The organism is Maritalea sp. (assembly GCF_047634455.1).
Classification (GTDB): Bacteria; Pseudomonadota; Alphaproteobacteria; order Rhizobiales; family Devosiaceae; genus Maritalea.
On the sequence record NZ_JBLIAI010000002.1, the window covers coordinates 56758 to 79088 of the forward strand.

Here is a 22331-nt window from a genome sequence, read left to right on the forward strand (position 1 = left end):
TGCGCATTTATCAACAAAGCAGCCTTAAAGCGCTTCGTCGTCCACAGCTCCGGACGGGATCATGCCCAACGCGTGTTTGTACAGATCCAATATCGCTTCGTGTTCTTGGCGTTCGTGGCTTTCTTGCTTGCGCAATTTCACCACTTCGCGCAACACTTTCACATCATAGCCATTGCCTTTGGCTTCACCATAAACGTCGCGAATATCTTCTGAGATCGACTTCTTTTCTTCTTCCAAACGCTCAATGCGTTCAACAAAGGAGCGCAATTGCTCGCGGGCGATGGTGGACTGTCCCATATCAACTTACTTTCAAACGGGTTGCAAAAATTTGGCTCTATCTTTCGCCCATCGCACGGGATAATTGCAAGGCCAAAAGCCACTCATCCACCATCGTTTTGCAAAAGCGCTGCCCATGTAAAAATATCCGGCAAGTTTTCACAATTGAACGCCACAGATCAGTCTCAAATCAATTATAACGTGCCATGAACGCAAAAAAATGTACCCAACTGGGAGTGTAGTGACCTTGTCTTTTATCGACTTTAGTATAACAAAGGCCACAATGAGATTTGTGCCGCTGTCCCTGCTGCTGACAATATTTAACACAACTCCAGCTGCTGCTGACTTGCGGATTTGCAATCAGAGTCAAAATCCGGTGGCTATCGCCATAGGCTTTCGCAGCGAAAAAGGCTGGCAGTCTGAAGGTTGGTGGTTGGCAGAACCGGAAAATTGCGCTGTCGTGTTCAATGGCCCCTTAGACGAACAACGATCGCAATATTTCTATATTCACGCCGTGGATGACATCGGCGGAAATCGATGGGATGGGCGTATTTTTATGTGCACCCGAGACAAGTCCTTCACAATCTTTGGTGAAAAGGACTGTCTGGCCCGCGGCTACGAACGAACCGGCTTCATGGAAGTCGATACGATGAAAAACAGAGATTGGACTGTTCAACTCACGGACGCCGATCTGCAATAGTTGGAGCACCAATGAGACGTCTACGCAAAATTAAAATTCTCGCGACCCTGGGCCCTGCCTCAAATACAGAGGCAACAATTGAAGAGCTGGCCCGCGCTGGCGCAGACGTTTTCCGCATCAACATGAGCCACGCCAGCCATGAACTCCTTGCCCAAACCATGGCCATGGTGCGCAAAGTTGAAAAAACCATCAAACGCCCCATTGGCGTGTTGGTTGATTTGCAAGGCCCAAAATTGCGTGTTGGCAAATTCAACACAGGTTCCGTTCAATTGGCCACTGGCGATGTGATCACATTCGACACCGACACATCTGAGGGCAACAAAACCCGCGTTCACCTGCCACACCCGGAAATTTTTGAATCCATTGAAAAGGGGCACAAACTGCTGCTTGACGACGGCAAAATCGAAATGCGCTGCATCAAAAAAAGCGCAGATAAGATTGAGTGTGAAGTTGTACACGGTGGTAAACTTTCCGACCGCAAAGGCGTCAGCCTGCCAGACACCCTGCTTGCTGTTGGTGCTTTAACTGATAAAGACCGCGCAGACTTGCTGGCCGCTTTAGAAGTAAAAGCCGACTGGATTGCTCTATCATTTGTGCAACGCCCTGAGGACATCATTGACGTGCGCAAGACCGTTCAGGGCCGCGCCGGTATTTTGGCAAAAATCGAAAAACCGCAAGCAATCGAGCGGCTCGAAGAAATCATCAAATTGTCTGACGCCATAATGATTGCACGAGGCGATTTGGGCGTTGAAATGCCGCTGGAAACCGTACCTGGCCTGCAAAAACGCATGATCCGCATGGCCCGCCAACAAGGCAAACCAGTGGTTGTGGCAACTCAAATGCTTGAATCAATGATCACAGCCCCAGTGCCTACACGTGCCGAAGTTTCAGATGTGGCGACCGCGGTTTATGAAGGCGCAGATGCCGTCATGCTTTCAGCAGAATCAGCAGCGGGCGATTTCCCAGTTCAAGCGGTCACGACAATGAACCGCATCGCGGTGGCCGTTGAACAAGATGGTCTTTATCAGTCCATCATTCGTCGCCAAAACATTGAACCAGAAGCAACAGCAGCCGACGCAATTTCGGCATCGGCCCGCCAAGTTGCCGAAACGCTCGATTTGGCTGCTATCGTCACCTACACGTCTTCAGGCTCCACAGGCATTCGCGCGGCACGTGAACGCCCTGAAAAGCCAATCGTCGCTTTGTCGCCTAAACTGGCAACCGTTCGTCGTCTTTCACTCGTTTGGGGTCTACACTGTGTGCGTACAGACGACGCGGTGAACCTAGACGACGTTGTAGATCGCGCATGTTCAATTGCCTATCGGGAAGGCTTTGCGCGCCCAGGGGACCGCATTGCCATCACCGCTGGCGTACCGTTAGGAACGCCCGGCGCAACAAATATGTTGCGCATTGCCTTTGTCGGCCAAGACGGTGTTGGTTCGTCCTAAAAAACTCTCTAAGCTATTTGCAATTCAAATACCCGCCATTTTGGCGGGTATTTTTTTGAACAGAAAATAATGGAAATGCCAATATTAAAACGCGCCAGTCGGCTGAAGAGCGGGTAAGGGTCCTTCTCCTCCGCCGACTAACGCGTTAAATCTTGAAACGGACGATAACTAAAGCGCGCTTTCGCCATTCTCACCGGTACGCACACGAATTGCTGCCTCAAGATCTAAAACGAAAATCTTACCATCGCCAATTTTGCCTTCAGAGGCAGCTTCTCGAATGGCGTCAACAGCTTGGTCCAATTTGTCATCTGGCACACCAATTTCAAGCTTTAGCTTTGGAACATATGAAATTTCATACTCTGCGCCCCGATAGATTTCCGTGTGTCCACGTTGCCGACCATAACCACGAACCTCTGTCACGGTCATACCCAAAATGTCTAACGCGCCAATTGCGTCACGCACCTCATCCAGTTTATGCGGTTTGATAATCGCGATGATGAGTTTCATATGATCCTCCGTTTGAGATGACGGTTAATGCCTGTATCCGGTTTCACCATGCACAGCCAAGTCAAGACCTGTTGTTTCAGCTTCTTTATCAACACGAAGGCCAACAAGTTGCTTGGTAATCCATACAATAACCACAGTGACAACCAAAGACCAGATTGCTGTTGCAACAACCCCGATCACTTGCGCGCCGAACTGACTAATTGCAGTTACCCCTTCTGCATAGCCCGAAGCGCCTGAGCCGAAAGTGAGTAGAAACGCCAGCAATAGACTGCCCGAAGCACCACCAACACCGTGCACAGCAAGGACGTCCAAAGAATCATCGACCTTCATTTTGCTTTTTACAAAATCTACCGCATAGAAACAAACCAAGCCGCCCACAAGACCCAATACAATAGCGCCCATGGGCCCAACAGAGCCCGAAGCTGGCGTTATTGTCGCCAAGCCAGCGATAGTGCCGGTAACGATACCCACAATGCTTGGCTTACCAAATCTGACCCATTCAATCACCATCCAGACCAGTGACGCCGTGGCGGCCGAAAGGTGAGTAACCAAGATGGCCATCGTCGCATCGCCATTAGCGGCCACGGCACTGCCCCCGTTAAACCCGAACCAACCAACCCACAACAGCGACGCACCAACCATCACCATCCAAGGCGCATGTGGGGGCTGCACACCATGGGGGAACCCCGTGCGTGCGCCCAACATCAACGCGATTACCGCTGCGGACACCCCGGCTGTGATGTGCACCACAATGCCGCCCGCAAAATCAATCACACCTAATTGAGCAAGCCAACCACCGCCCCATACCCAATGGGTCACCGGAACATAGACAAGCAACAGCCAAGCACCTGAAATAATCAAAACCGCAGAGAACTTGATACGCTCAACAAACGCCCCAATCATAAGTGCGGGGGTGATCACAGCAAAGGTCATCTGGAAGATCACCCAAAGGCTTTCAGGAATAGTGCCGCTCAAACTGTCGCGCTCGATGCCAGCCAATCCAATTCTGGACAAACCGCCAATAAATGCATTTCCTTCGGTAAAGGCCAGAGAATAGCCGAACATGAACCACAGAATGGAGGCAAGGCAAGCGACCGCAACAACATGCATCAACACCGATAGAATGTTTTTGGTTTGCACGAGACCTGCATAAAACAATGCCAGCCCCGGCAGCGTCATCAATAAAACCAAAGCTGTAGCCGTCATTACCCAGCTCGTATCCGCACCATTCATCGTCAACTTCTCCTCAAAACACGATATCGCCTATTTTTTAGGCACATACACATTCTTGCCTATTTTTTATCGAAAGTCAAAACTGCTGAATTTTTAGGCAGGTTCACGCAAACAAAAAAAGGGGCCGATAACAACGTTATCAGCCCCCAATCTTTGTTCTGCAAAATGTGTAGCGCTTAGCCTTGACGAGCTTTAAAACGCTTGTTCACTTTGTTGATAATGTAGATACGACCGCGACGGCGAACGACCTTATTGTCGCGATGCCGGGTGCGCAGCGCTCTAATGGAATTTTTGATTTTCATTCCGGTCACCCTTCACATTCATAAAAATAGGCGCCACTGGCGCCAAGAATTCGTTGGTCGTTGTTTATGGACAAATGCCTAGTTTGTCAACGCTCCTTAGCGCAAAAATCCAAGGATTCTTACCCTCAACCCAGATCAATCAACAACCCATACCATTCAAACAGCAACAGGGGGCGTCAAGCCCCCCGTCAATTCTCAACCCATACCAGCAAATCAACTGGCCAAGAGTTCTTCAATAGGATCGTGTTCCGCAACAAAGTGACCCGGTGTGTGCTCGCGCAACACGGGCACATAATCGAGCTGGTTTGCCCTAAGCTTGGATTTCAAAAATCTAAGTTTTGCTGTTGGGTCCATTGGCGATGGTAATTCCCCGGGAAAGCGAATACGTGTCCGCGAACGTTCCACATGCGGATCAGGAATCGGCACCGCCGAAATCAGCTGTTGGGTATAGGGATGTTGCGGATGCAGATAAATCTGATTGCGATCCGCAAGTTCAACCACACGACCCAGATACAGCACCATAATCCGATGCGACACTTCACGTACCACCGAAAGATCGTGCGAGATGAACAGCAACGACAAACCAAACTCATCCTGCAAGTCCATCAGCAACTCAATAATCTGCGCTTGGATGGAAACATCAAGCGCCGACACAGCTTCGTCACACACGACAAGCTTCGGCTCCATGATCATCGCGCGAGCAATGCCCACCCGCTGATTTTGGCCACCAGACAATTCGTGTGGATAACGATTGATCATATTCCGATCAAGCCCCACACGTTCCATAATGTCTGCCACTTTTTCTTTCATCTCGTTCCGGCTCATGTCCGAACGGAAAGTGCGCAGCGGCTCCATGATGGAATCAGAAATTGTCATCCGTGGGTCAAGGCTTGCCAATGGATCTTGGAAAACAATCTGCAAGTCTTCCCGCTTGGCCTTCAACTCAGCTTTGTTTGTTGCATCCAATGGACGCCCTAACCAGCTTACATTGCCCGCGGTCGGTGGGATCAACTGCAACACAGCACGTGCAAGTGTGGACTTTCCACAACCCGATTCGCCAACGATGCCCAATGTTTCACCCGGCTTAAGCTCAAAGCTAACCCCATCAACAGCTTTCAAAGGAACGTTTTTGTACCAAAGCCCGGTAGGCACTTTAATGTTGAAATGAACTTTCACATCATCAACTTTGAGGAAGTCCACATCGCGGCCCTTAAGATCATAGTCTTTGAGCTTGCGATTGGTGGCCTTGTCAGGCTGATCGATACGCGGCATCGCATCCAACAACATTTTTGTGTAGTCATGTTGTGGCGTGTGGAACACTGCTTCGGCTGTGCCTTCTTCAACATAAATGCCGTGACGCATCACTTGAATGCGATCACACATCCGCGCAACCACACCCATATCGTGGGTAATCAGCGCAATTGCGGTGTTGTTCTCGCGCTTAAGTTCATCCATCAGATCGAGAATTTCCGACTGCACGGTCACATCGAGCGCCGTTGTTGGTTCATCAGCAATCAGCAAATCGGGCGAGCACAACATCGACATTGCAATCATCACCCGTTGGCGCATGCCACCGGACAATTCATGCGGATATTGCCGCAAGCGACGATCCGCATCAGAAATGCGAACCTGATCTAGCCAGTCAATGCATTTCTTTTCCGCTTCTCCACCGCGGATGCCTGTATGCAATTGTAGCACTTCGGCCATTTGCTCAAACACTGTCAAATGTGGCGTTAACGACGTCAATGGATCTTGGAAGATCATTGACATTTTACGGCCGCGCACCTTGTTCAGCGCTGAGGTGGAAAGTCCTAAAAGCGAGGTGCCATTAAAAATGATCTCGCCTTCTGTGCGACCATTATTCGCCAACAAGCCCATAATTGTCATGAAAGTCTGGCTTTTGCCCGATCCCGATTCGCCAACGATGCCCAGACACTCGCCCGGTTCGATGTGAAGAGTTACACCTTTCACCGCTTCCACTTCCCCATCAGGGGTATCGAAGGTCACGTTGAGATTGTTGACCTCCAGAATTCTATTGTTTGGTGCACTCACGCTACTGATCCTTTATTCAAATTGAAGGTCGACAGATTGGACGTTTGATTGGTTTTCAAAATACCCTCCTATCGATCTTTCGGATCAAGCGCATCGCGCAAGCCGTCGCCAATAAAGTAGAAGCAGAATAGCCCCACAATGAAGAAACCAAGTGGAAAAGCCAACTGCCACGGCGTGCCATATTGAATGGTTTTCGCACCATCCGATATTAATGCACCCCAAGACGTAAGCGGCTCCTGCACACCTAAGCCAAGGAACGAAATGAAGCTCTCCGTTAAAATCAACCCGGGGATAAGCAACGTCGTATAAACGGCAACAATGCCCATCAAGTTTGGCAGCACGTGCCGAATAATGATTGTGAATGTACCAACGCCAGCCGCAACTGAAGCTTCAATATATTCCTTATTTTTGATCGACAATGTTTGCCCACGCACAATCCGCGCCATGTCCATCCAAGAAAACAAGCCCAACCCCATAAACAAAAGCCATAGTGAGCGCCCGAACATAACGAACAGAATGATCAAGATGAACATGTAAGGAATGGACATCAAGAGATCGACGAACCGCATCATATAATTGTCGACACGCCCCCCCACATAACCCGCTGTTGCGCCATAAAGTACCCCGAGCACCACAGCGACCGACGTACCAACCAAGCCAACCAACAGTGAAATTTGCGTGCCTTGCATGGTGCGAGCAAAAATATCGCGACCTAAATCATCCGTTCCAAAAAAGTGCCCCGACGCAATTGAGGGAAAGCCAGACTGCGCCGCATTACCAATAATGTTCCAGTCAATTTCTTCGTAAGTCCAAGGCGCTAGCGCCGGCCCAACGAAAGACAGAACAACCATAAGCGCAAGAACAACCACACTGACAACCGCAGCCTTATTGCGCTGAAAGCGCTCCCAAGCGTCCTGCCAAAGTGAACGCCCCTCAACTTCCTTGCCATTTGAAAGTGCATCGACGACACCGGCCATTTTTTCTCTGTTTACCAACATAATTGCCCCCTATGCCAACCGAATTTTCGGATCAAGCCAAGCATAAAGAATGTCAGCGATCATGTTGAACAAAATGGTGAGTGAGCCAAAGATGATCGTCGCGCCCATCAACAGTGAATAATCACGGTTTGTTGCGGCATCAACAAAATATTGCCCCATACCACCGGTCGAGAAGTAAACATCGATAATTACTGAGCCTGTGATCATGCCAACAAACGCTGGGCCAAGATAGGACACAACGGGCAGCAATGCTGGCTTGATGGCGTGTTTCATAATGATACTCGACATCGGCAAGCCCTTGGCTTTTGCGGTGCGGATGAAGTTTGAATTCAAGACTTCGAGCATGGATGAGCGCGCGATACGTGCGATTGAGGCCATATAGCTCGTACTCAACGCAATCACCGGCATGATAATGTACTGTATTTGCCCACCGTTCCAGCCGCCGCCAGGCAGCGAGATCACTCCGTTGGTGAGATTTGGCAATACCAACGCAAACAAGATCACCAGAATTGGCGCCATAACAAAGTTAGGCAACACAGCCGCACCAATCGAAATGCCAACAGCCAAATAATCCAGCCAGCTATTGTGTTTGATCGCGGCAATTATGCCCAAAGGCAGGCCAACACCAACAGCAACAACAAATGACCAAAAACCGTAAACCAAGGTCACGGAAAAACCCTGAGTCAAAATGCTGTTGACCGTTTGGTCTTTGTAGCGGAAGGACGGCCCAAAATCGAATTGCGTCACAATGCCCGAAATATAACGCCAGATCTGGATCAACCATGGTTGATCAAGTCCGTATTTTGCCTCGATGTTGGCAAGCACTTGTGGAGGCAAGGCCCGCTCAGACGTAAACGGCCCACCTGGTGCCAAACGCATCAAAACAAAAGAAAAAATAACGAGAAATAAGAGCGTCGGAATGGCCGACATTGCTCTTTTTATTATAAAGCTGAACATAAGCTTTGACCCTGCATCCCTTTAGCGTGCCTCTTCAATTTGAGCATCATATCAGCCAAGAGAAACCTTGGCATTTCAACAATGTGAGAGGACATTCACCAAATACTGAAACCCGACTTTTCACGGCGTTCCAAAAAAAGAAGGTACCGCAGTAAACCGCGGCACCTCCATATTGTTACCTGCTATTCAGCGACCTTATAAAGGTCACGGCTATACCAGTTTTGCTCAACGTTACCGAAAGGCCAGCCTTTTAAGGTTGGTTTCAGCAACAGATTAGCTGTGTAGTGATAAACGGGGATCACAGGCATTTCTTCAGCCAAGATCTGTTCTACACGTGTGTAGTTAGCTGATGGATCTGCACTTGTCTTCGCGTCAGCCAACAATTGGTCAACTTCAGCGTTACTCCATTTACCATCATTATAGCCTGATTGTGATTGAACTAGATCAAGGAATGTTGATGCCTCGTTGTAGTCACCACACCATGCGCCACGTGCCAACTGGAAGTCTTGCTTTCCACGAACGTCAAGGAATGTCTTCCATTCCATGTTTGCAAGAACAGCTTCAACACCAAGTTTCTGTTTCCACATTGCAGAAATTGCAGTTGCAATTTTCTTATGGCCTTCAGAAGTGTTGTAGAGCATGTCAAACTTCAGTGGATTGTCAGCGCCATAACCAGCTTCAGCCAAAAGCTCTTTCGCTTTTGCATCGCGGTCGGCTTGTGTCCAACCGGCGAAATCAACGTCTGGCACGTCAAAACCAGCAGTTGCACCTGGCGTAAATGTGTAAGCTGGGAATTGACCCGCTTGCAGCACATTGTCGACAACAACGTTACGATCAACCGCATATGCCAAGGCTTTACGCACACGTGCGTCTTGGAACGCAGGATGACCCGTTTCAGTCAAGTTGAAGGTGTAATAATAGTTACACAAACGAGGCACAGAAAATGTCTCATCAGGCATTTCTGCTTTCAGACGAGGATACTGACCTGTAGGAGGTTGTGTCCAGTCAAGTTCACCAGCTTGGTAACGAGTGAAAGCAACGTTTTCGTCGTTGATGACCAACGTCACAACTTTATCAAGAATAGTCTTGTCGTTGTTCCAGTACATTGGGTTGCGTTCGCGCGTAGTGCGTTCTTTAAGAACCCACTCAGTTAGCTTGTACGCACCGTTAGAAACCATATTCTCAGGGCGCGTCCACTGATCCCCATAGGTGTCAATTGTTCCCTTGTGTGTAGGGAAAACTGTCGCATGGGTTGTCATTGCCACAAAGTATGGCAGGGCCTGGCTCAATGTCACTTTAAATGTGTAATCATCAACGGCTTCAACACCCAACTGATCGGGCGCAAGATCGCCAGCAAGAACTTCAGAAACGTTCTTGATTGACATCAAATCCATGTACCATGAATAAGGTGAAGCAGTTGCAGGGTCTGCAGCGCGACGCCAAGCGTACACAAAATCATTGGCAGTTACAGGGTCGCCATTTGACCATTTTGCATTGTTGCGAAGTTTAAAGGTATAAACCGTATTGCCTTCAGAAGCTTCCCAGCTTTCAGCGACACCTGGAATTGTGTTGCCGTCAGCGTCCTGGTTGGTCAAACCCTCAAACAAATCGCGAAGAATATCTGAACCAGAAACATCTTCGTTCAATTGTGGGTCAAGTGTTGGAATGCCGTCAAGCAAACGATAGGTGAATGTTTGATCCGCAGCCAGCTTTTCGCCGGTCATTGGATGCATGGCTTGTGCATAGGCGGCACCACCAGCCATGGAGGCTGCGATGGTTGCGGCTGATGCAACTCTAAAAATTGAGGTAAACTTCATAAACTACTCTCCCTAGTAGACGTTTCCTTCGACCTCGATCATCACTTTAATGGACAATCTTTTGGTCGTTTTTGCATGTGCGCTTTAAAGCCCAAATGCGAGCCTAGAACCTAGCGGTCAACCGCCCATTTTGGCAAGCACTGTTTGGCTTCAGAACACCCAATTTCACCCGCCAAATCAGCATGAATTCACAAACTTTACGCATCGAATCAAGTTTTATATCTATATTTCAGTGAATTAGGTGGAAGTGGAATTGCTTTTATCTCATCAAAATTTTTTTGGAAAAAGAACAAAAATAAACGCTAAAGATCGCCAAACACCATCCAAATTAACCCTTAAACTTGAAGGCGCTAGCCCCACTTGTCCGACAATACATTTCAAAAGGTGCAATTGTACGCAAGGGTACGGCAGTTCTGGACCATTTAGACAATTTTTGTAGGGAATACACGTAAGTTCACAAAACCGATCCCGTCTAAAATCGAGATCAGCTCACGGTTGGAAAATAGGTCAAATTTGGCGGCGAAAACCGAAAAAAATTCCGAGGCCAATTCTGACACCCAGACCCTACATTCCATCGATCAATTCAAGTCAGTTTAAGCCCGTTCAACAATCGCTGCCACACCCTGCCCGCCAGCCGTACAAACCGAGATCAACGCACGTCGCTTTTTGCTATCATCGAGCAGTTTGGCTGTCACGCCAAGTATGCGCGCGCCGGTCGCGGCAAACGGATGCCCATAAGCAACACTTGACCCTTTTACATTGAGTTTTTTGACATCAATTTTGCCCAACACTTTTTCGCGGCCCAAAACCTTTCGGTTATAGGCCCGGTCGGAAAACGACTTGATCGTGCAAAGTGCCTGCGCTGCAAACGCCTCGTGCAATTCAAAGAAATCAAAATCAGCAAACGCCAAATCTTCCTTGCGCAACATATTGGAAACAGCAATCGTGGGCGCCATCAACAGCCCGTCGCCCGCCGCAAAATCGTTTGCCGACACCGCACCAGCGCGCAAATAACCCAGAATTGGCAAACCGCGTTCTTTCGCCCACGCTTCGCTGGCCAGCAGCACCGCAGCTGCGCCGTCGGTCAAAGGCGTTGAGTTTGCCGCTGTCAGCGTGCCGTGGCCAGACCTTCGATCAAACGATGGCTTCAAGGTTGCCATTTTCTCAAGCGTTGAATCTGCGCGCACATTATTGTCGCGCACGATGCCTGCATGGGGCACAACCAGATCATCGTGAAACCCTTCATCATAGGCGTTGGCCGCATTGATGTGGCTTCGCCATGCCAACTCGTCTTGCGCTTCCCGGGTTATGTTCCATTCGCGGGCCATCAATTCGCAATGTTGGCCCATAGATAGGCCCGTGCGTGGCTCCGAGGTTGAAGGTGCGTTCGGCACAACTTCACCGAAACCAAACCCTTTGAACACACCAAACTTTTGCCCGAGCGACTTTGCCCGGCTCAGTTTAATCATCCGTTTGGAAAATTTCGGACCAAAAACAATTGGGCTATCGCTGACACTGTCCGCGCCGCAGGCAATGCCACTTTCGATTTCACCGGATGCGATCTTTGCGCCAAGCATCAATGCCGCTTGCAGAGATGTGCCGCACGCGATTTGAACAGTTGTGCCCGGCGTCGTTGGCGCAAGCCCTGCATTTAGGGCCGCTTCACGCGCGATGTTAAAGTCACGCGCATGGTTGAGCACCACGCCGCCCATCACCTCATCAATATGCTGACCTTTAAGATCAAACTTATCGACCAAGCCTGAAAGCGCACCCGACATCATCGACAGGCTAGTTTCGTCCATGTAACCCGAATATGCCCGACAAAACGGAATGCGGGCGCTACCGACAATTGCGACGCGCTTGAGTGTTTTAGTGTTCGCCATCAAATTTCTCCCCTACGCCTTGCCATCTTTGCGCGCCTGCATCGGCCCGCCAAGGAAAGGCGCAAAGCCTGTGCCAAAAATCACGCCAATGTCGGCCATGTCAGCGTTGGCCACAATGCCGTCTTTCACGCAGACTTCACATTCATCAACCAATGGTTTCACCAGTTCACGACCAAGTCCCTCGAGGTCAGCAACATTGGCGGCCTCGCCTTTTTGCGGCTTGCCATCTTCCCATTTGTAGAACCCTTGGCCCGTCTTACGGCCCAGATGCCCATCGCCAACAAGGCCTGCAAATTTACCGCCTTGCTTGACCTCTTGGCCAAGTTCTTCAGCAACGGATTTGCCAACGTCAAGACCCACAACATCCATCAATTCAATCGGCCCCATCGGCATGCCAAAAGCGACCGCAGCTTTGTCGATGGTCACCGGGTTCTCCCCGTTTTCGACCCGCATCACCGCTTGCAACATGTAGGGCATCAAGACCCGGTTCACGAGGAAACCCGGTGCGCTTTTCACAACCACTGGGCTTTTGCCAATCGCTGTACAAAAACTTGCGCCAATACGCACGACTTCATCGCTATTGGCTTTTTGCTCGATCACTTCCACCAGCGGCAACTGCGCCACCGGATTGAAGAAGTGTAGACCAATCAGCCGCGATGGGTCTTTAAGCACCGATGCGATGTTTTCCAATGGAATGGACGAAGTGTTGGTCGCCAAAATCGCATTTGGTTTTAACTTTGGTTCCAATGAGGCAAACAGTTTTTGTTTGATCTCAAGATTTTCAACAATCGCTTCAATCACCACGTCTGCCCGCGCGACACCTTTTGCCTCAGTATCCGGGATCAACCTCGCCATCGCCGCTGCCACCAAATCGGGTTTGCGCAAACGTTTTTTGAATAGCGACTTTACCCGTTTCAACGCGGGCGCAATTCGCTCCATGTCCAAATCTTGCAACGTGACTTCCATGCCGCGCAGCGCGCACCAAGCCGCAATGTCACCACCCATGACGCCAGCGCCAATCACGTGCACCCGCGCAAATTTAGGTTTCGGCCCTTTTTGCACGCCTTGCGCTTTCAGCCCTTCTGATAGAAAGAATACCCGTCGCAAATTGCTCGCGGTATCAGTGGCCATCAATGGGGGAAAATGTTCAATCTCAGCTTTGATAAAAGCCTTCGGATTATTGCCATGCTTTTCATAGATATCGATCAATTTATGCGGCGCGGGATAATGTTTCTTATTGGCTTTCTTGCGCACGCTCTCACGCATCTTTTTCGCGGTGAAGCTGCGCAGCGGCCCCATGGCCATCACCCGCTTGGTGAACCCTGCAGGCGCAGACGTTCGGCGTTGCATCACAGCTTTGCGTGCTTCCCAACGCAACTGGTCGCGGTGCTTGACGAGTTTGTCGACAAACCCAAGTCCCTTAGCCGCACCAGCGCGATAGAATTTGCCGGTGAGCATTGCGGTCATCGCCGCAACTGGACCAGCCTGACGGATCGACCGGCCAGTACCACCGAACCCCGGGAAAATGCCCAATTTGACTTCTGGGAACCCGACCCGGGTTTTATCGTCATTCACCGCAATCCGATAATGACAGGCAAGCGCCAACTCAAAACCACCGCCCAAACAGAACCCGTGAATACCTGCAACAACAGGCACTTTGAGATTTTCAATTCGCTCGAACACGGCATGGGCGCGTTTTAAGGCATCGGGCAAAACCGAAGGGTCGCTCATGGCATCAAATTCGCGCACATCGGCCCCAGCGATGAACCCGTTGTCTTTTGCAGACAAGAGTACAACACCAGCCAACTCATCGGATGCCACCAAATCTTCAAACCGCAACGATAGCGTTTCAAGTTCAGCCATGCATTCTGTGCCCAGAACATTCACCGCAGATTTTGGCGTATCAATGGTCAGCCAACCAATTCTTTCAAAGTCTAATTCAAAGCGCCAATATTTCAGCTTCGGCATTTTGGGTTGTGCCACGTTTTCGCTCCCCATCTATAATCAGTTTCGCCGAGCTATTGTGCGGCAATATGGCCGCTATTAGCACCCGAACGACCAACTTTTGCAAGTTCATCCGACGCAAAATCATCGACCCGGATCACATTGTCCGTGGCCTCGTCCGCTGCCCGCAGCAAACCAGCTTCGTTGTGATTGATGATTTTTTGTTCAACCGCATCATCAATCGCATCGCGATCAAGGCGACGACTAATAATACCTTTCTTGAGGGCGCGGATAAATTTCTTCTCGGCATCTGCGGCTTCTTCAACCTTTTTCAAGGCATCCTCCAATACACCTGTCCGGTCTTCTGGATCAAAGCTGATATAAAGATCGCGGGTGAAACGATCACGCTGTTCAGAGTGCATCAGCATGCTTTTAGCCAGACGATAATTTGCTCTATCGTTTGAAGGCTGTGCGTAGGCGCCAAAAGGAAACACCAGGCGGCGCATCACGAAAGTCATCACCGGATTTGGGAAATTCGCGAAGACCTTTTGAAAACTCGCCTCAATCGCTGCGATCCGGTCTTTCACAATCGCTTCGACGACCGGCAAATCCTCAGCAATGGAACCATCATCTTCCCAGCGCTTCAAGGTTGTAGACCACAAATATAGATCGGACAGGATATCCGCCATTCGACCAGATATCATCTGCTTGCGCTTGATATCACCACCGAGCACCACAACAACCCAGTCGCCCACCAACGCAAAATTTTGCGCATAACGGTGCAACTGTTGGTAATGCTTTTTCAGCGGCCCTTGGGTTGGCGTCGAGGCAAATGCGCCAAGCGTGATATTGTGAAACAAGGACCCACAAATATTCCGCAACATGAAAGCGGTGTGACCAGCAAATGCTTTATCAAACGCTTTCAAGCCTTCTTTTTGATTATCATTCTGTGCCGCAGATATCTCACTGTAAAGGAACGGGTGCGCTCGCAACGCGCCCTGCGCAAAGGTGATCAGGGTACGGGTGAGAATGTTCGCGCCTTCAACAGTAATCGCCACGGGTACGGCTTGATAGGCTGAGAACAAATAGTTCGCGGGGCCGTCACATATAGCGCGCCCACCGTGAATATCCATCGCATCATTCAAACGATCACGCATGGCTTCTGTGGTGCGATATTTTAGCAAAGCAGAAATCACAGAAGGCTTTTGCCCTTCGTCCACCATTGCAGCAGTTGCCGCACGTGAGCCTTCATACATGTAGGCGTCTTTAACGATCCGAGCGAAGGGCTCTGCCACCCCCTCCATCATACCAACCGGAATTGAAAATTGACGGCGAATACGGGCATAGGCACTGGTAACGCGCAAGGCCTGTTTGATCGAAACCGTACCAATTGCTGGCAGCGAAATCGCGCGCCCTGTTGACAAGCATTCCATCAACATCCGCCAACCTTGGCCACAATAGTCTGTTCCCCCGATGATCCAATCAAGCGGAATGAAAACATCTTTGCCACTGTTCGGGCCATTCATAAAGGCCGAACGAGATGGGAAATGGCGACGCCCAATATTGACGCCCTTATGGTTTGTTGGGATCAAGCCAAGCGTGATGCCAATATCTGTGCCTTTGCCCAAAAGATTCTCGGGATCGTACAGGTTAAAGGCCAAACCAAGCAGCGTCGCAACAGGACCCAGCGTAATGTAGCGCTTGTCCCAATTCAGCTTGACGCCCAAAACCTTTTTGCCTTCGTGCTTGCCATAACAAACCACACCAGAATCTCGCATACCCGCCGCGTCCGACCCAGCATGCGGCCCGGTCAATGCAAAGCACGGCACTTCGAGGCCATTGGCAAGACGCTCAAGATACTTGTCCTTTTGCGCGGGAGTTCCATATTTTTCGAGCAGTTCGCCCGGGCCCAAAGAGTTTGGCACCATCACAGAAATACCCGCCGCGATTGAGCGACAGGCAACCTTTGACACAATCATTGACTGCGCTTGGGCAGAAAAACCAAGTCCGCCATGCTCTTTTGAAATCAGCATGCCAAGAAATTTGTTCTCTTTGAGAAAAGTCCAAACCTCTTCCGGCATATCGGCTCGATTGTGCCGCGTGTCCCAATCATCAATCATGGCACAGGCTTCTTCAACCGGCCCATCCATAAAAGCGCGTTCTTCGGCCGTAAGGGTCGGCTTGCGCACATCGAGCAGTTTGTTCCATTTGGGCTTGCCAGAAAACAATTCAGCATCCCAGCCAACCGTGCCAGCGTCCAAAGCTTCTTGCTCGGTGCTAGATACTTTTGGCAGAATTTTTTTCACCGCACCATAAATCGGCGCTGTAATGACAAGACGACGCACAAGGGGAACAGAAAACGCAATCAACAATATGCCGGGTAGATAGGCTAGACCACCAAGCCCGATAGGTTCGAATGCGCCACCAATTAAAACTTGCCAAATCGCAGCAAAGCCAAGAGCAACAAGTCCCCAAAGGATCAGCCGCGCTTCCAGCAACGCCAAAACGAACAAAACACCCAATCCAGCCAAAATTAGAAAAAGCGCCATCAATTCCTCCCGCCAATAGTATCATCGCAATAAACGATACGCTCGAAACCAGAACACTGGCCGAGCTTTCAGCAAACATGCCATAGATATACGCTAACGTCAACAGACTGACCATATAGGCAACATCATGAATTGGTTAGCATTTGAAAGGATTTAGTAAAAACGTCGCGTCAAAAATATATAGCGAACCGGATATACGTCGCTCAATTGACGTTAACGTCACTACGTGCAATAGTTGTGGTTCTTACTCACGGGAGGGAATGAGAAATGGCGACTAAGGCAACAACCCACAAACTTTATCAACCATGGCTGAACAATTACCCTGACGGGATTGACTATTATGCCCCGGTCGACACAACGCCTGTGACCGAGCAAATCGACCGTGCCGTAACCAAATATGCAGATAGTGTTGCCCTAGACTTCTTGGGGAAAGAAACCACTTTCGCTGAAATGGGTGACGCCATCAATCAGATGGCTGGTGCCTTGCAAAAGCAACTGGGCATAAAAAAAGGCGACCGCGTGGCGCTGCTCATGCCAAACTCACATTATTTTCCAATCGCGTACTATGCCGTCCTAAAAATTGGAGCCGCAATTGTAAACTGCAATCCGCTTTATACGGTACCCGAGCTAACTCACAATCTTAAAAGCTCCAACGCCAAGGTCATCATCACGCTAGATTTGGCGCTCACTTTTGATAAAGCTGAAGCGTTGGCCAAAGATGGGCTGTGCGAGAAAATCGTCGTGGCGCATTTCCCGAACGCGCTGCCAACGCTGAAGAAAATTCTCTACAAGCTCCTCAAGAAAAAAGATCTGGCTAACATTGCCGGCTCATCGCAAGCATCCAAGGTCGTTCATTGGGATGATCTGGAAAATTCAGGCCATGTCGCCGACAATATTGAAATTAACGGCGATGATATGGCTGTATTGCAATTTACAGGCGGCACCACTGGCTTGCCAAAAGCTGCCGTTCTCACCCATAAAAACATTGCGGCAAATTTGAGCCAAATTGATTTGTGGGGTCTTGATCTTTTCCGCCCGCCAGCGAGCCTGATCGCCGTCCTGCCCTTCTTTCACATATTTGCTATGACTGTTTGTATGAACGTTCCGCTGGTCAACGGGGTAAAAGTTGTGATGCTGCCGCGTTACGAAAAAATTCCGCTATTGAAGCTTATTGCCCGCACGAAGCCGAGTATTTTCCCCGCCGTTCCAACTTTGTCACACGCCCTCGCCACAGCTCCCGAACTCGACAAATATGATGTTTCAAGCATCAAAATAGCCATTTCAGGCGGGGCCGCTTTGCCAAACGAAACCAAAATAGCCTTTGCCAAGGCCACCGGCGGTCGGGTTGCAGAGGGCTACGGCCTTACCGAAACGGCCCCTGTTTTGGCCTGCTCTCCGCTCCATGGCGAGGGCAAAGACAATTCAATTGGCCAACCCATGCCAGGCACCGATATTCAATTTGTCAGTGTTGAAGACCCCACCCGCTTTGTAGCGCCGGGGGAACGTGGTGAACTGGTCGCAAAGGGCCCACAAGTCATGCCAGGTTACCTAGACAATCCCGAAGAAAACGCCAAAACTTTCGTTAACGGCTATTTCCGCACCGGCGACATGGGATATATTGATGAAGATGGGTATATTTTCATCGTCGACCGAATTAAAGACACCATCAAATGTTCTGGATACAACGTCTACCCACGCGCAATCGAAGACGCTTTGTACAAGCATGATGCAGTCGACGAGTGCAACGTCATTGGCGTACCCGACGACTACCGCGGCGAAGCACCAATTGCATTTGTCAAACTCAAAGAAGGTAGTTCAGCGACTGAAGAAGATCTAAAGGATTTCATCAAAACCTTTATATCAAAGATCGAAATGCCGCGAGAGATCATCTTTAAGGATGAACTGCCCAAAACACTCATCGGCAAACTCTCCAAAAATGAGTTGCGCGATGAATATGTAGAAATATCGGCAACGAAGGCGTCCTAATGGATAGAATATTGGCAAAGCCTGCCGCAACCAGACAAGATTTGTTTTCGATTGCGGAACTCGCAGATGAGTTCAACATATCGACGCGCACCATTCGTTTTTACGAAGCCAAGGGGCTCATCACCCCGGATCGGGTTGGCACCACACGTGTGTTTCGCAGACGGGATCGAACCCGTCTGCTGCTCATCTTGCGCGGCAAGCGGCTTGGATTCTCCTTGAATGAAATCTCCGACTATCTTGAACTTTATGATGCAGACCAAACACAAGCTGCCCAAACCCAGCATTTGCTGGAGCGCGTAAACACGCGTTTAACAATGCTGCGCGCGCAAAGAGACGACCTAGAGATCGCCGTGGAAGAACTAGAAGCGATGCAGCAATACGCCTTGGACCAGCTAAAAAAGCAAACGGGCTAAATCGCGCTCCAGTCTTCGTCGGCAAACGCCTGTGGGCTATAATCGAAGACATTGACCACCTCAATACCCTTAAAAACGTCTCGTCGAATGGACACGCACTTATATGGTGTCATGCCAGTGCGTTTATCCAGATGTGGCGATTGAGAAGCAAAATAGTTTCGACGATCTGGGCCAAAATAATCGTCTGTTTCATAATATTTTTTAATATTGTTTATCTGGCGTTTGACCCTGGTTCGAAGCATGTCAAAAGTGCACGGAAACTGCACGATATCGTCAAATCCAATTCCAATATACTCTTGAAGTTCTTGCCTGGAAATTTCCTTCGTCATCAAAATGCTGGGGGAAAAGCGAATTTCATCATCGCGAAAAGTGCGTATGGCCAGCATTGCAGCTCGGATTTGCTCTGGCTGACTGGATTGGGAAAAAAAGCAAAAATTGATGTGGTGCTTCGAGATACACCTCTCGAGCGTCTCAAAATCACAAACACAATATGTTCGCATAAAGCCTATTGAAGTCAGGTTGGAACAAAACGCCTCTGACCATTGACCGTCTGCTGAAAAAACTAGCGCACTACATCTGTTGAGCATGACAAAATACTTAAAAGTTACATTTTCAAATTAACAGAAGCTCCTAAAATTTTAGTAAATGAGCAATTTGTGACGCCTTGCCTACGGATGAATACTGATCTGATAGTTGCGAAAACTCCAAAATTCTCTCCATAAAAGCAGTACCCCAACAAAGATCACAAACCAATTGCCTGTCATACGGCCAGACGCAACTGTCGAATATCACATCGACATGTGCCAACACGCCATTCCTGGAGCATGACTTGACCGCCCCCTGCCAAGTAACACCTAAAAAACCATTTGACCAAAACAGCATAATCAGTCATAAAGTCATGGACCGACGGCAGACTTTGATTGACACATTGCATTCTGGACATGGCCTTAAACTCAACTATTCGCATTTGAACAGGACCGTTTGACTTGAACACAAAAGACGACGAACGCCGACACCGCATTCTGATCGCCGCCGCCGACCTTATTGGCCACTACGGGTACAACAAGACCACTGTGGCCGATATCGCCGCGAAGGCTGGAATTTCAAAAGGCGCGATATATTTGCACTTCAAATCCAAAGAAGAGGTATTTGAAGCGTTGCTGATCGATTCCATGTTCAAATTCAGCGCATCTTGGTTTGACGCAGTAGAAGCCGACCCTGACGGCGGCCGCATTTCGCGTATGTACCTCAACATGCTCCATGCCCTAGACGACAACCCCTTTATGTCAGTTATCATGCGTAAAGACCCGAGCATTTTAGGCAACTATTTGAAGCAGCCGAACAATTTTTTTGAGAAACAACAAAGCTCCGGCATGCGAGAAGAATTTATCGTCTTGATGCAAAAAGCAGGTTCGGTACGTGAAGACCTCGATCCCGCCGTCACCGCACACATCATGGATATCTTTAGCTACGGGCTAATCTTTATCGCTGACTACAAAAACGCAAATGACATCCCATCAACCGACAAGGTTATCCAAGGCATAGCCGACATGATGGAAAAAGCTTTAACGCCGCCCGGTGGCGGCTCCAGCAACGCGGGCAAACGCATTTTGCGTCAGCTATATTCAAGCGGCATCAACGATTTTAAAAACTCAATGAATGAAAAATGAGCTCAAAATGATTTCGGTTACAGATTTGTGTTTCGCCTATCCCACCGCCCAAAACGACACCTTGCACGGCATCAATTTTGACATCGCCGAAACAGAAATATTTGGTTTTTTGGGGCCTTCCGGTTCGGGAAAATCAACAACGCAAAAAATACTAATCGGGTTACTACAAAACTACCGTGGCGACATTTCGATTTTAGGGAAAGATCGCAAAGCGTGGGGCAATGAGCTGTTCGAGCACATTGGCGTATCATTTGAATTACCCAATCACTACCTCAAACTCACCGCTCGCGAGAATCTTGAGCACTTTGCCGGTTTCTACAAGGGGCCAACGCTTTCGCCAGACGACGTGTTGGAATGGGTTGATTTACACGCAGACGCCGACAAGAAAGTCTCTGACTTTTCAAAAGGTATGAAAATTCGGCTCAATGTTGCGCGCAGCCTCATCCATCAGCCAAAAATTTTGTTTCTCGACGAGCCAACCAGTGGCCTCGACCCGGTTAACGGTAGGCGGATCAAAGATCTGATTCTGCGGTTAAGGGATCAGGGCACAACCGTTTTTGTGACCACCCACAACATGACGCTGGCTGACGAGTTATGTGATCGAGTGGCCTTTGTGACGACTGGCAAAATTGCGCTTATCGACAAACCAGATGCCTTGAAAATGCAATATGGCAAGCGAAGCGTTCGTGTGGACGTGGCAAATGCGAGCGGCGAAATTTCAAGCTCCGAATATGAACTGGATGGACTACAGACCAATCAGGAGTTTTCGCACGACATTTCAAACGCATTTCGAATTGATCGCATACATACCCAAGAAACCACGCTGGATAACATCTTCATTCAAGTTACGGGCCGGGAACTAATCCAATGAAGCGCCTGACCCAAGCCATCAAAACCGACATACGTGTGCAATTTCGCAACGGGCTCTATCATGTTGGATTTGTGATATCGGCGATAATAGCGGTCGCAATTGCCTTGCTCACAACACCCACACAATTTGGCAATGTCATACCAGCAGCCATACTCTTGATTATTGGTGGCACCACCATGCTTTACGTGGCGGGCATGATGATCTTTGAAAAAGATGAGGGGACGATCGCCGCAACGATCGTCTCGCCACTAGCCTCTAGCGGGTACTTAGCCGCCAAACTGATATCCTTGGTGTTGCTCGCAACGGTTGAATCTTTGATCTCTATTTACGGGGCGATTGGCATTCACGCACTTGGCGCCAATGCAAATTGGCCCAATCCAATTTGGCTGCTGGCTGGCATTCTTTCTATTGGCACCATGTTTACCCTTGTTGGCATCGCACTTGTGGCGCGGTACAATAAAATCACTGACTTTTTGATCCCGATGTCCGGTATTTCAATCATCATGCAGCTCCCCTTCTTGTATTTCTGGGGACTGTTCAAACATCCAGTTCTGCTTCTCGTGCCAACTGGAGCACCCACAATGATTATGGAAGGCGCATTTCGTCCATTGCAGATCTGGGAACAGTTTTATGCCCTTGGATATTCAGCGCTCACAATCTTGGCCCTATCATTTTGGGCTCTAGCCGCCTTTCAAAAACACATCGTCCAAAGGATGGGCTAGCAA

19 protein-coding genes are annotated in these 22331 nt (G+C 49.3%); 7 read left to right on the forward strand and 12 right to left on the reverse strand.

From position 1 onward, the window contains the following. Positions 1-24: 24 nt before the first annotated feature. Entirely contained in the window at positions 25-297 is a 273-nt protein-coding gene (locus ACJAZW_RS01225; RefSeq protein ID WP_415155029.1) for a DUF2312 domain-containing protein, read from the reverse strand. Positions 298-523: 226 nt separating this feature from the next. On the opposite strand from ACJAZW_RS01225, the gene ACJAZW_RS01230 reads away from it, so the two are divergent. After that, positions 524-976 carry a DUF1036 domain-containing protein gene (locus ACJAZW_RS01230; protein ID WP_415155030.1) on the forward strand — a complete coding sequence of 151 codons (453 nt, stop codon included), beginning with the start codon at positions 524-526 and terminating at the stop codon, positions 974-976. Positions 977-987: 11 nt separating this feature from the next. Further along, a complete protein-coding gene (gene pyk, locus ACJAZW_RS01235; protein WP_415155031.1) occupies positions 988-2424 on the forward strand; it encodes a pyruvate kinase in 1437 nt (478 codons plus the stop codon). Positions 2425-2592: 168 nt separating this feature from the next. Here pyk and ACJAZW_RS01240 read toward each other — a convergent pair whose 3' ends face one another. The 10 genes from ACJAZW_RS01240 to ACJAZW_RS01285 all read right to left on the reverse strand — a co-directional run bounded on the left by ACJAZW_RS01240 (position 2593) and on the right by ACJAZW_RS01285 (position 16666). Beyond that, entirely contained in the window at positions 2593-2931 is a 339-nt protein-coding gene (locus ACJAZW_RS01240) for a P-II family nitrogen regulator (protein ID WP_415155032.1), read from the reverse strand. A 24-nt stretch (positions 2932-2955) separates the two neighbouring features. Beyond that, on the reverse strand, positions 2956-4164 hold the full coding sequence (locus ACJAZW_RS01245; protein WP_415155033.1) for an ammonium transporter: 1209 nt from the start codon (positions 4162-4164) through the stop codon (positions 2956-2958). Positions 4165-4340: 176 nt separating this feature from the next. Beyond that, positions 4341-4466 (reverse strand): type B 50S ribosomal protein L36, encoded by a 126-nt coding sequence (ykgO, locus tag ACJAZW_RS01250; protein ID WP_415155034.1) that lies wholly within the window; start codon positions 4464-4466, stop codon positions 4341-4343. Positions 4467-4679: 213 nt separating this feature from the next. After that, entirely contained in the window at positions 4680-6518 is a 1839-nt protein-coding gene (locus ACJAZW_RS01255; protein WP_415155035.1) for a dipeptide ABC transporter ATP-binding protein, read from the reverse strand. A gap of 68 nt (positions 6519-6586) precedes the next feature. Next, complete coding sequence (locus tag ACJAZW_RS01260) at positions 6587-7516, reverse strand: ABC transporter permease subunit (RefSeq protein ID WP_415155036.1); 930 nt, start codon at positions 7514-7516, stop codon at positions 6587-6589. Between the two features lie 9 nt (positions 7517-7525). Continuing rightward, the gene (oppB, locus tag ACJAZW_RS01265; RefSeq protein WP_415155037.1) at positions 7526-8473 is read right to left on the reverse strand and encodes an oligopeptide ABC transporter permease OppB; all 948 of its coding nucleotides are present in this window, start codon (positions 8471-8473) and stop codon (positions 7526-7528) included. Positions 8474-8655: 182 nt separating this feature from the next. Next, positions 8656-10290 carry a peptide ABC transporter substrate-binding protein gene (locus ACJAZW_RS01270; RefSeq protein ID WP_415155038.1) on the reverse strand — a complete coding sequence of 545 codons (1635 nt, stop codon included), beginning with the start codon at positions 10288-10290 and terminating at the stop codon, positions 8656-8658. A 593-nt stretch (positions 10291-10883) separates the two neighbouring features. Next, on the reverse strand, positions 10884-12173 hold the full coding sequence (locus ACJAZW_RS01275) for an acetyl-CoA C-acetyltransferase (protein ID WP_415155039.1): 1290 nt from the start codon (positions 12171-12173) through the stop codon (positions 10884-10886). Positions 12174-12185: 12 nt separating this feature from the next. Continuing rightward, complete coding sequence (locus ACJAZW_RS01280) at positions 12186-14156, reverse strand: 3-hydroxyacyl-CoA dehydrogenase NAD-binding domain-containing protein (RefSeq protein WP_415155040.1); 1971 nt, start codon at positions 14154-14156, stop codon at positions 12186-12188. A gap of 35 nt (positions 14157-14191) precedes the next feature. Next, entirely contained in the window at positions 14192-16666 is a 2475-nt protein-coding gene (locus ACJAZW_RS01285) for an acyl-CoA dehydrogenase (RefSeq protein WP_415155041.1), read from the reverse strand. Between the two features lie 267 nt (positions 16667-16933). Between ACJAZW_RS01285 and ACJAZW_RS01290 the strand changes: the two genes are divergently transcribed. Together ACJAZW_RS01290 and ACJAZW_RS01295 are read left to right on the forward strand one after the other, a co-directional pair. Further along, the gene (locus ACJAZW_RS01290) at positions 16934-18652 is read left to right on the forward strand and encodes a long-chain-fatty-acid--CoA ligase (protein WP_415155042.1); all 1719 of its coding nucleotides are present in this window, start codon (positions 16934-16936) and stop codon (positions 18650-18652) included. Continuing rightward, entirely contained in the window at positions 18652-19065 is a 414-nt protein-coding gene (locus ACJAZW_RS01295) for a MerR family transcriptional regulator (protein WP_415155043.1), read from the forward strand. The genes ACJAZW_RS01290 and ACJAZW_RS01295 overlap by 1 nt, the downstream gene beginning before the upstream one ends. On the opposite strand, the gene ACJAZW_RS01300 is transcribed toward ACJAZW_RS01295, so the two are convergent. Then, positions 19062-19451, reverse strand: coding sequence for a hypothetical protein (locus ACJAZW_RS01300; protein WP_415155044.1), 390 nt, complete (start codon positions 19449-19451; stop codon positions 19062-19064). The two genes, ACJAZW_RS01295 and ACJAZW_RS01300, sit on opposite strands and share 4 nt — an antisense overlap. A 600-nt stretch (positions 19452-20051) precedes the next feature. Between ACJAZW_RS01300 and ACJAZW_RS01305 the strand changes: the two genes are divergently transcribed. From ACJAZW_RS01305 to ACJAZW_RS01315, 3 genes are read left to right on the forward strand one after another with little or no spacing between them, the layout of a single operon-like run. Then, a complete protein-coding gene (locus tag ACJAZW_RS01305; RefSeq protein WP_415155045.1) occupies positions 20052-20735 on the forward strand; it encodes a TetR/AcrR family transcriptional regulator in 684 nt (227 codons plus the stop codon). Positions 20736-20742: 7 nt separating this feature from the next. After that, positions 20743-21606, forward strand: a complete 864-nt coding sequence (locus tag ACJAZW_RS01310) for an ATP-binding cassette domain-containing protein (protein WP_415155046.1) — start codon at positions 20743-20745, stop codon at positions 21604-21606. Next, the gene (locus ACJAZW_RS01315; RefSeq protein ID WP_415155047.1) at positions 21603-22328 is read left to right on the forward strand and encodes a hypothetical protein; all 726 of its coding nucleotides are present in this window, start codon (positions 21603-21605) and stop codon (positions 22326-22328) included. The genes ACJAZW_RS01310 and ACJAZW_RS01315 overlap by 4 nt, the downstream gene beginning before the upstream one ends. Positions 22329-22331 lie beyond the last annotated feature (3 nt).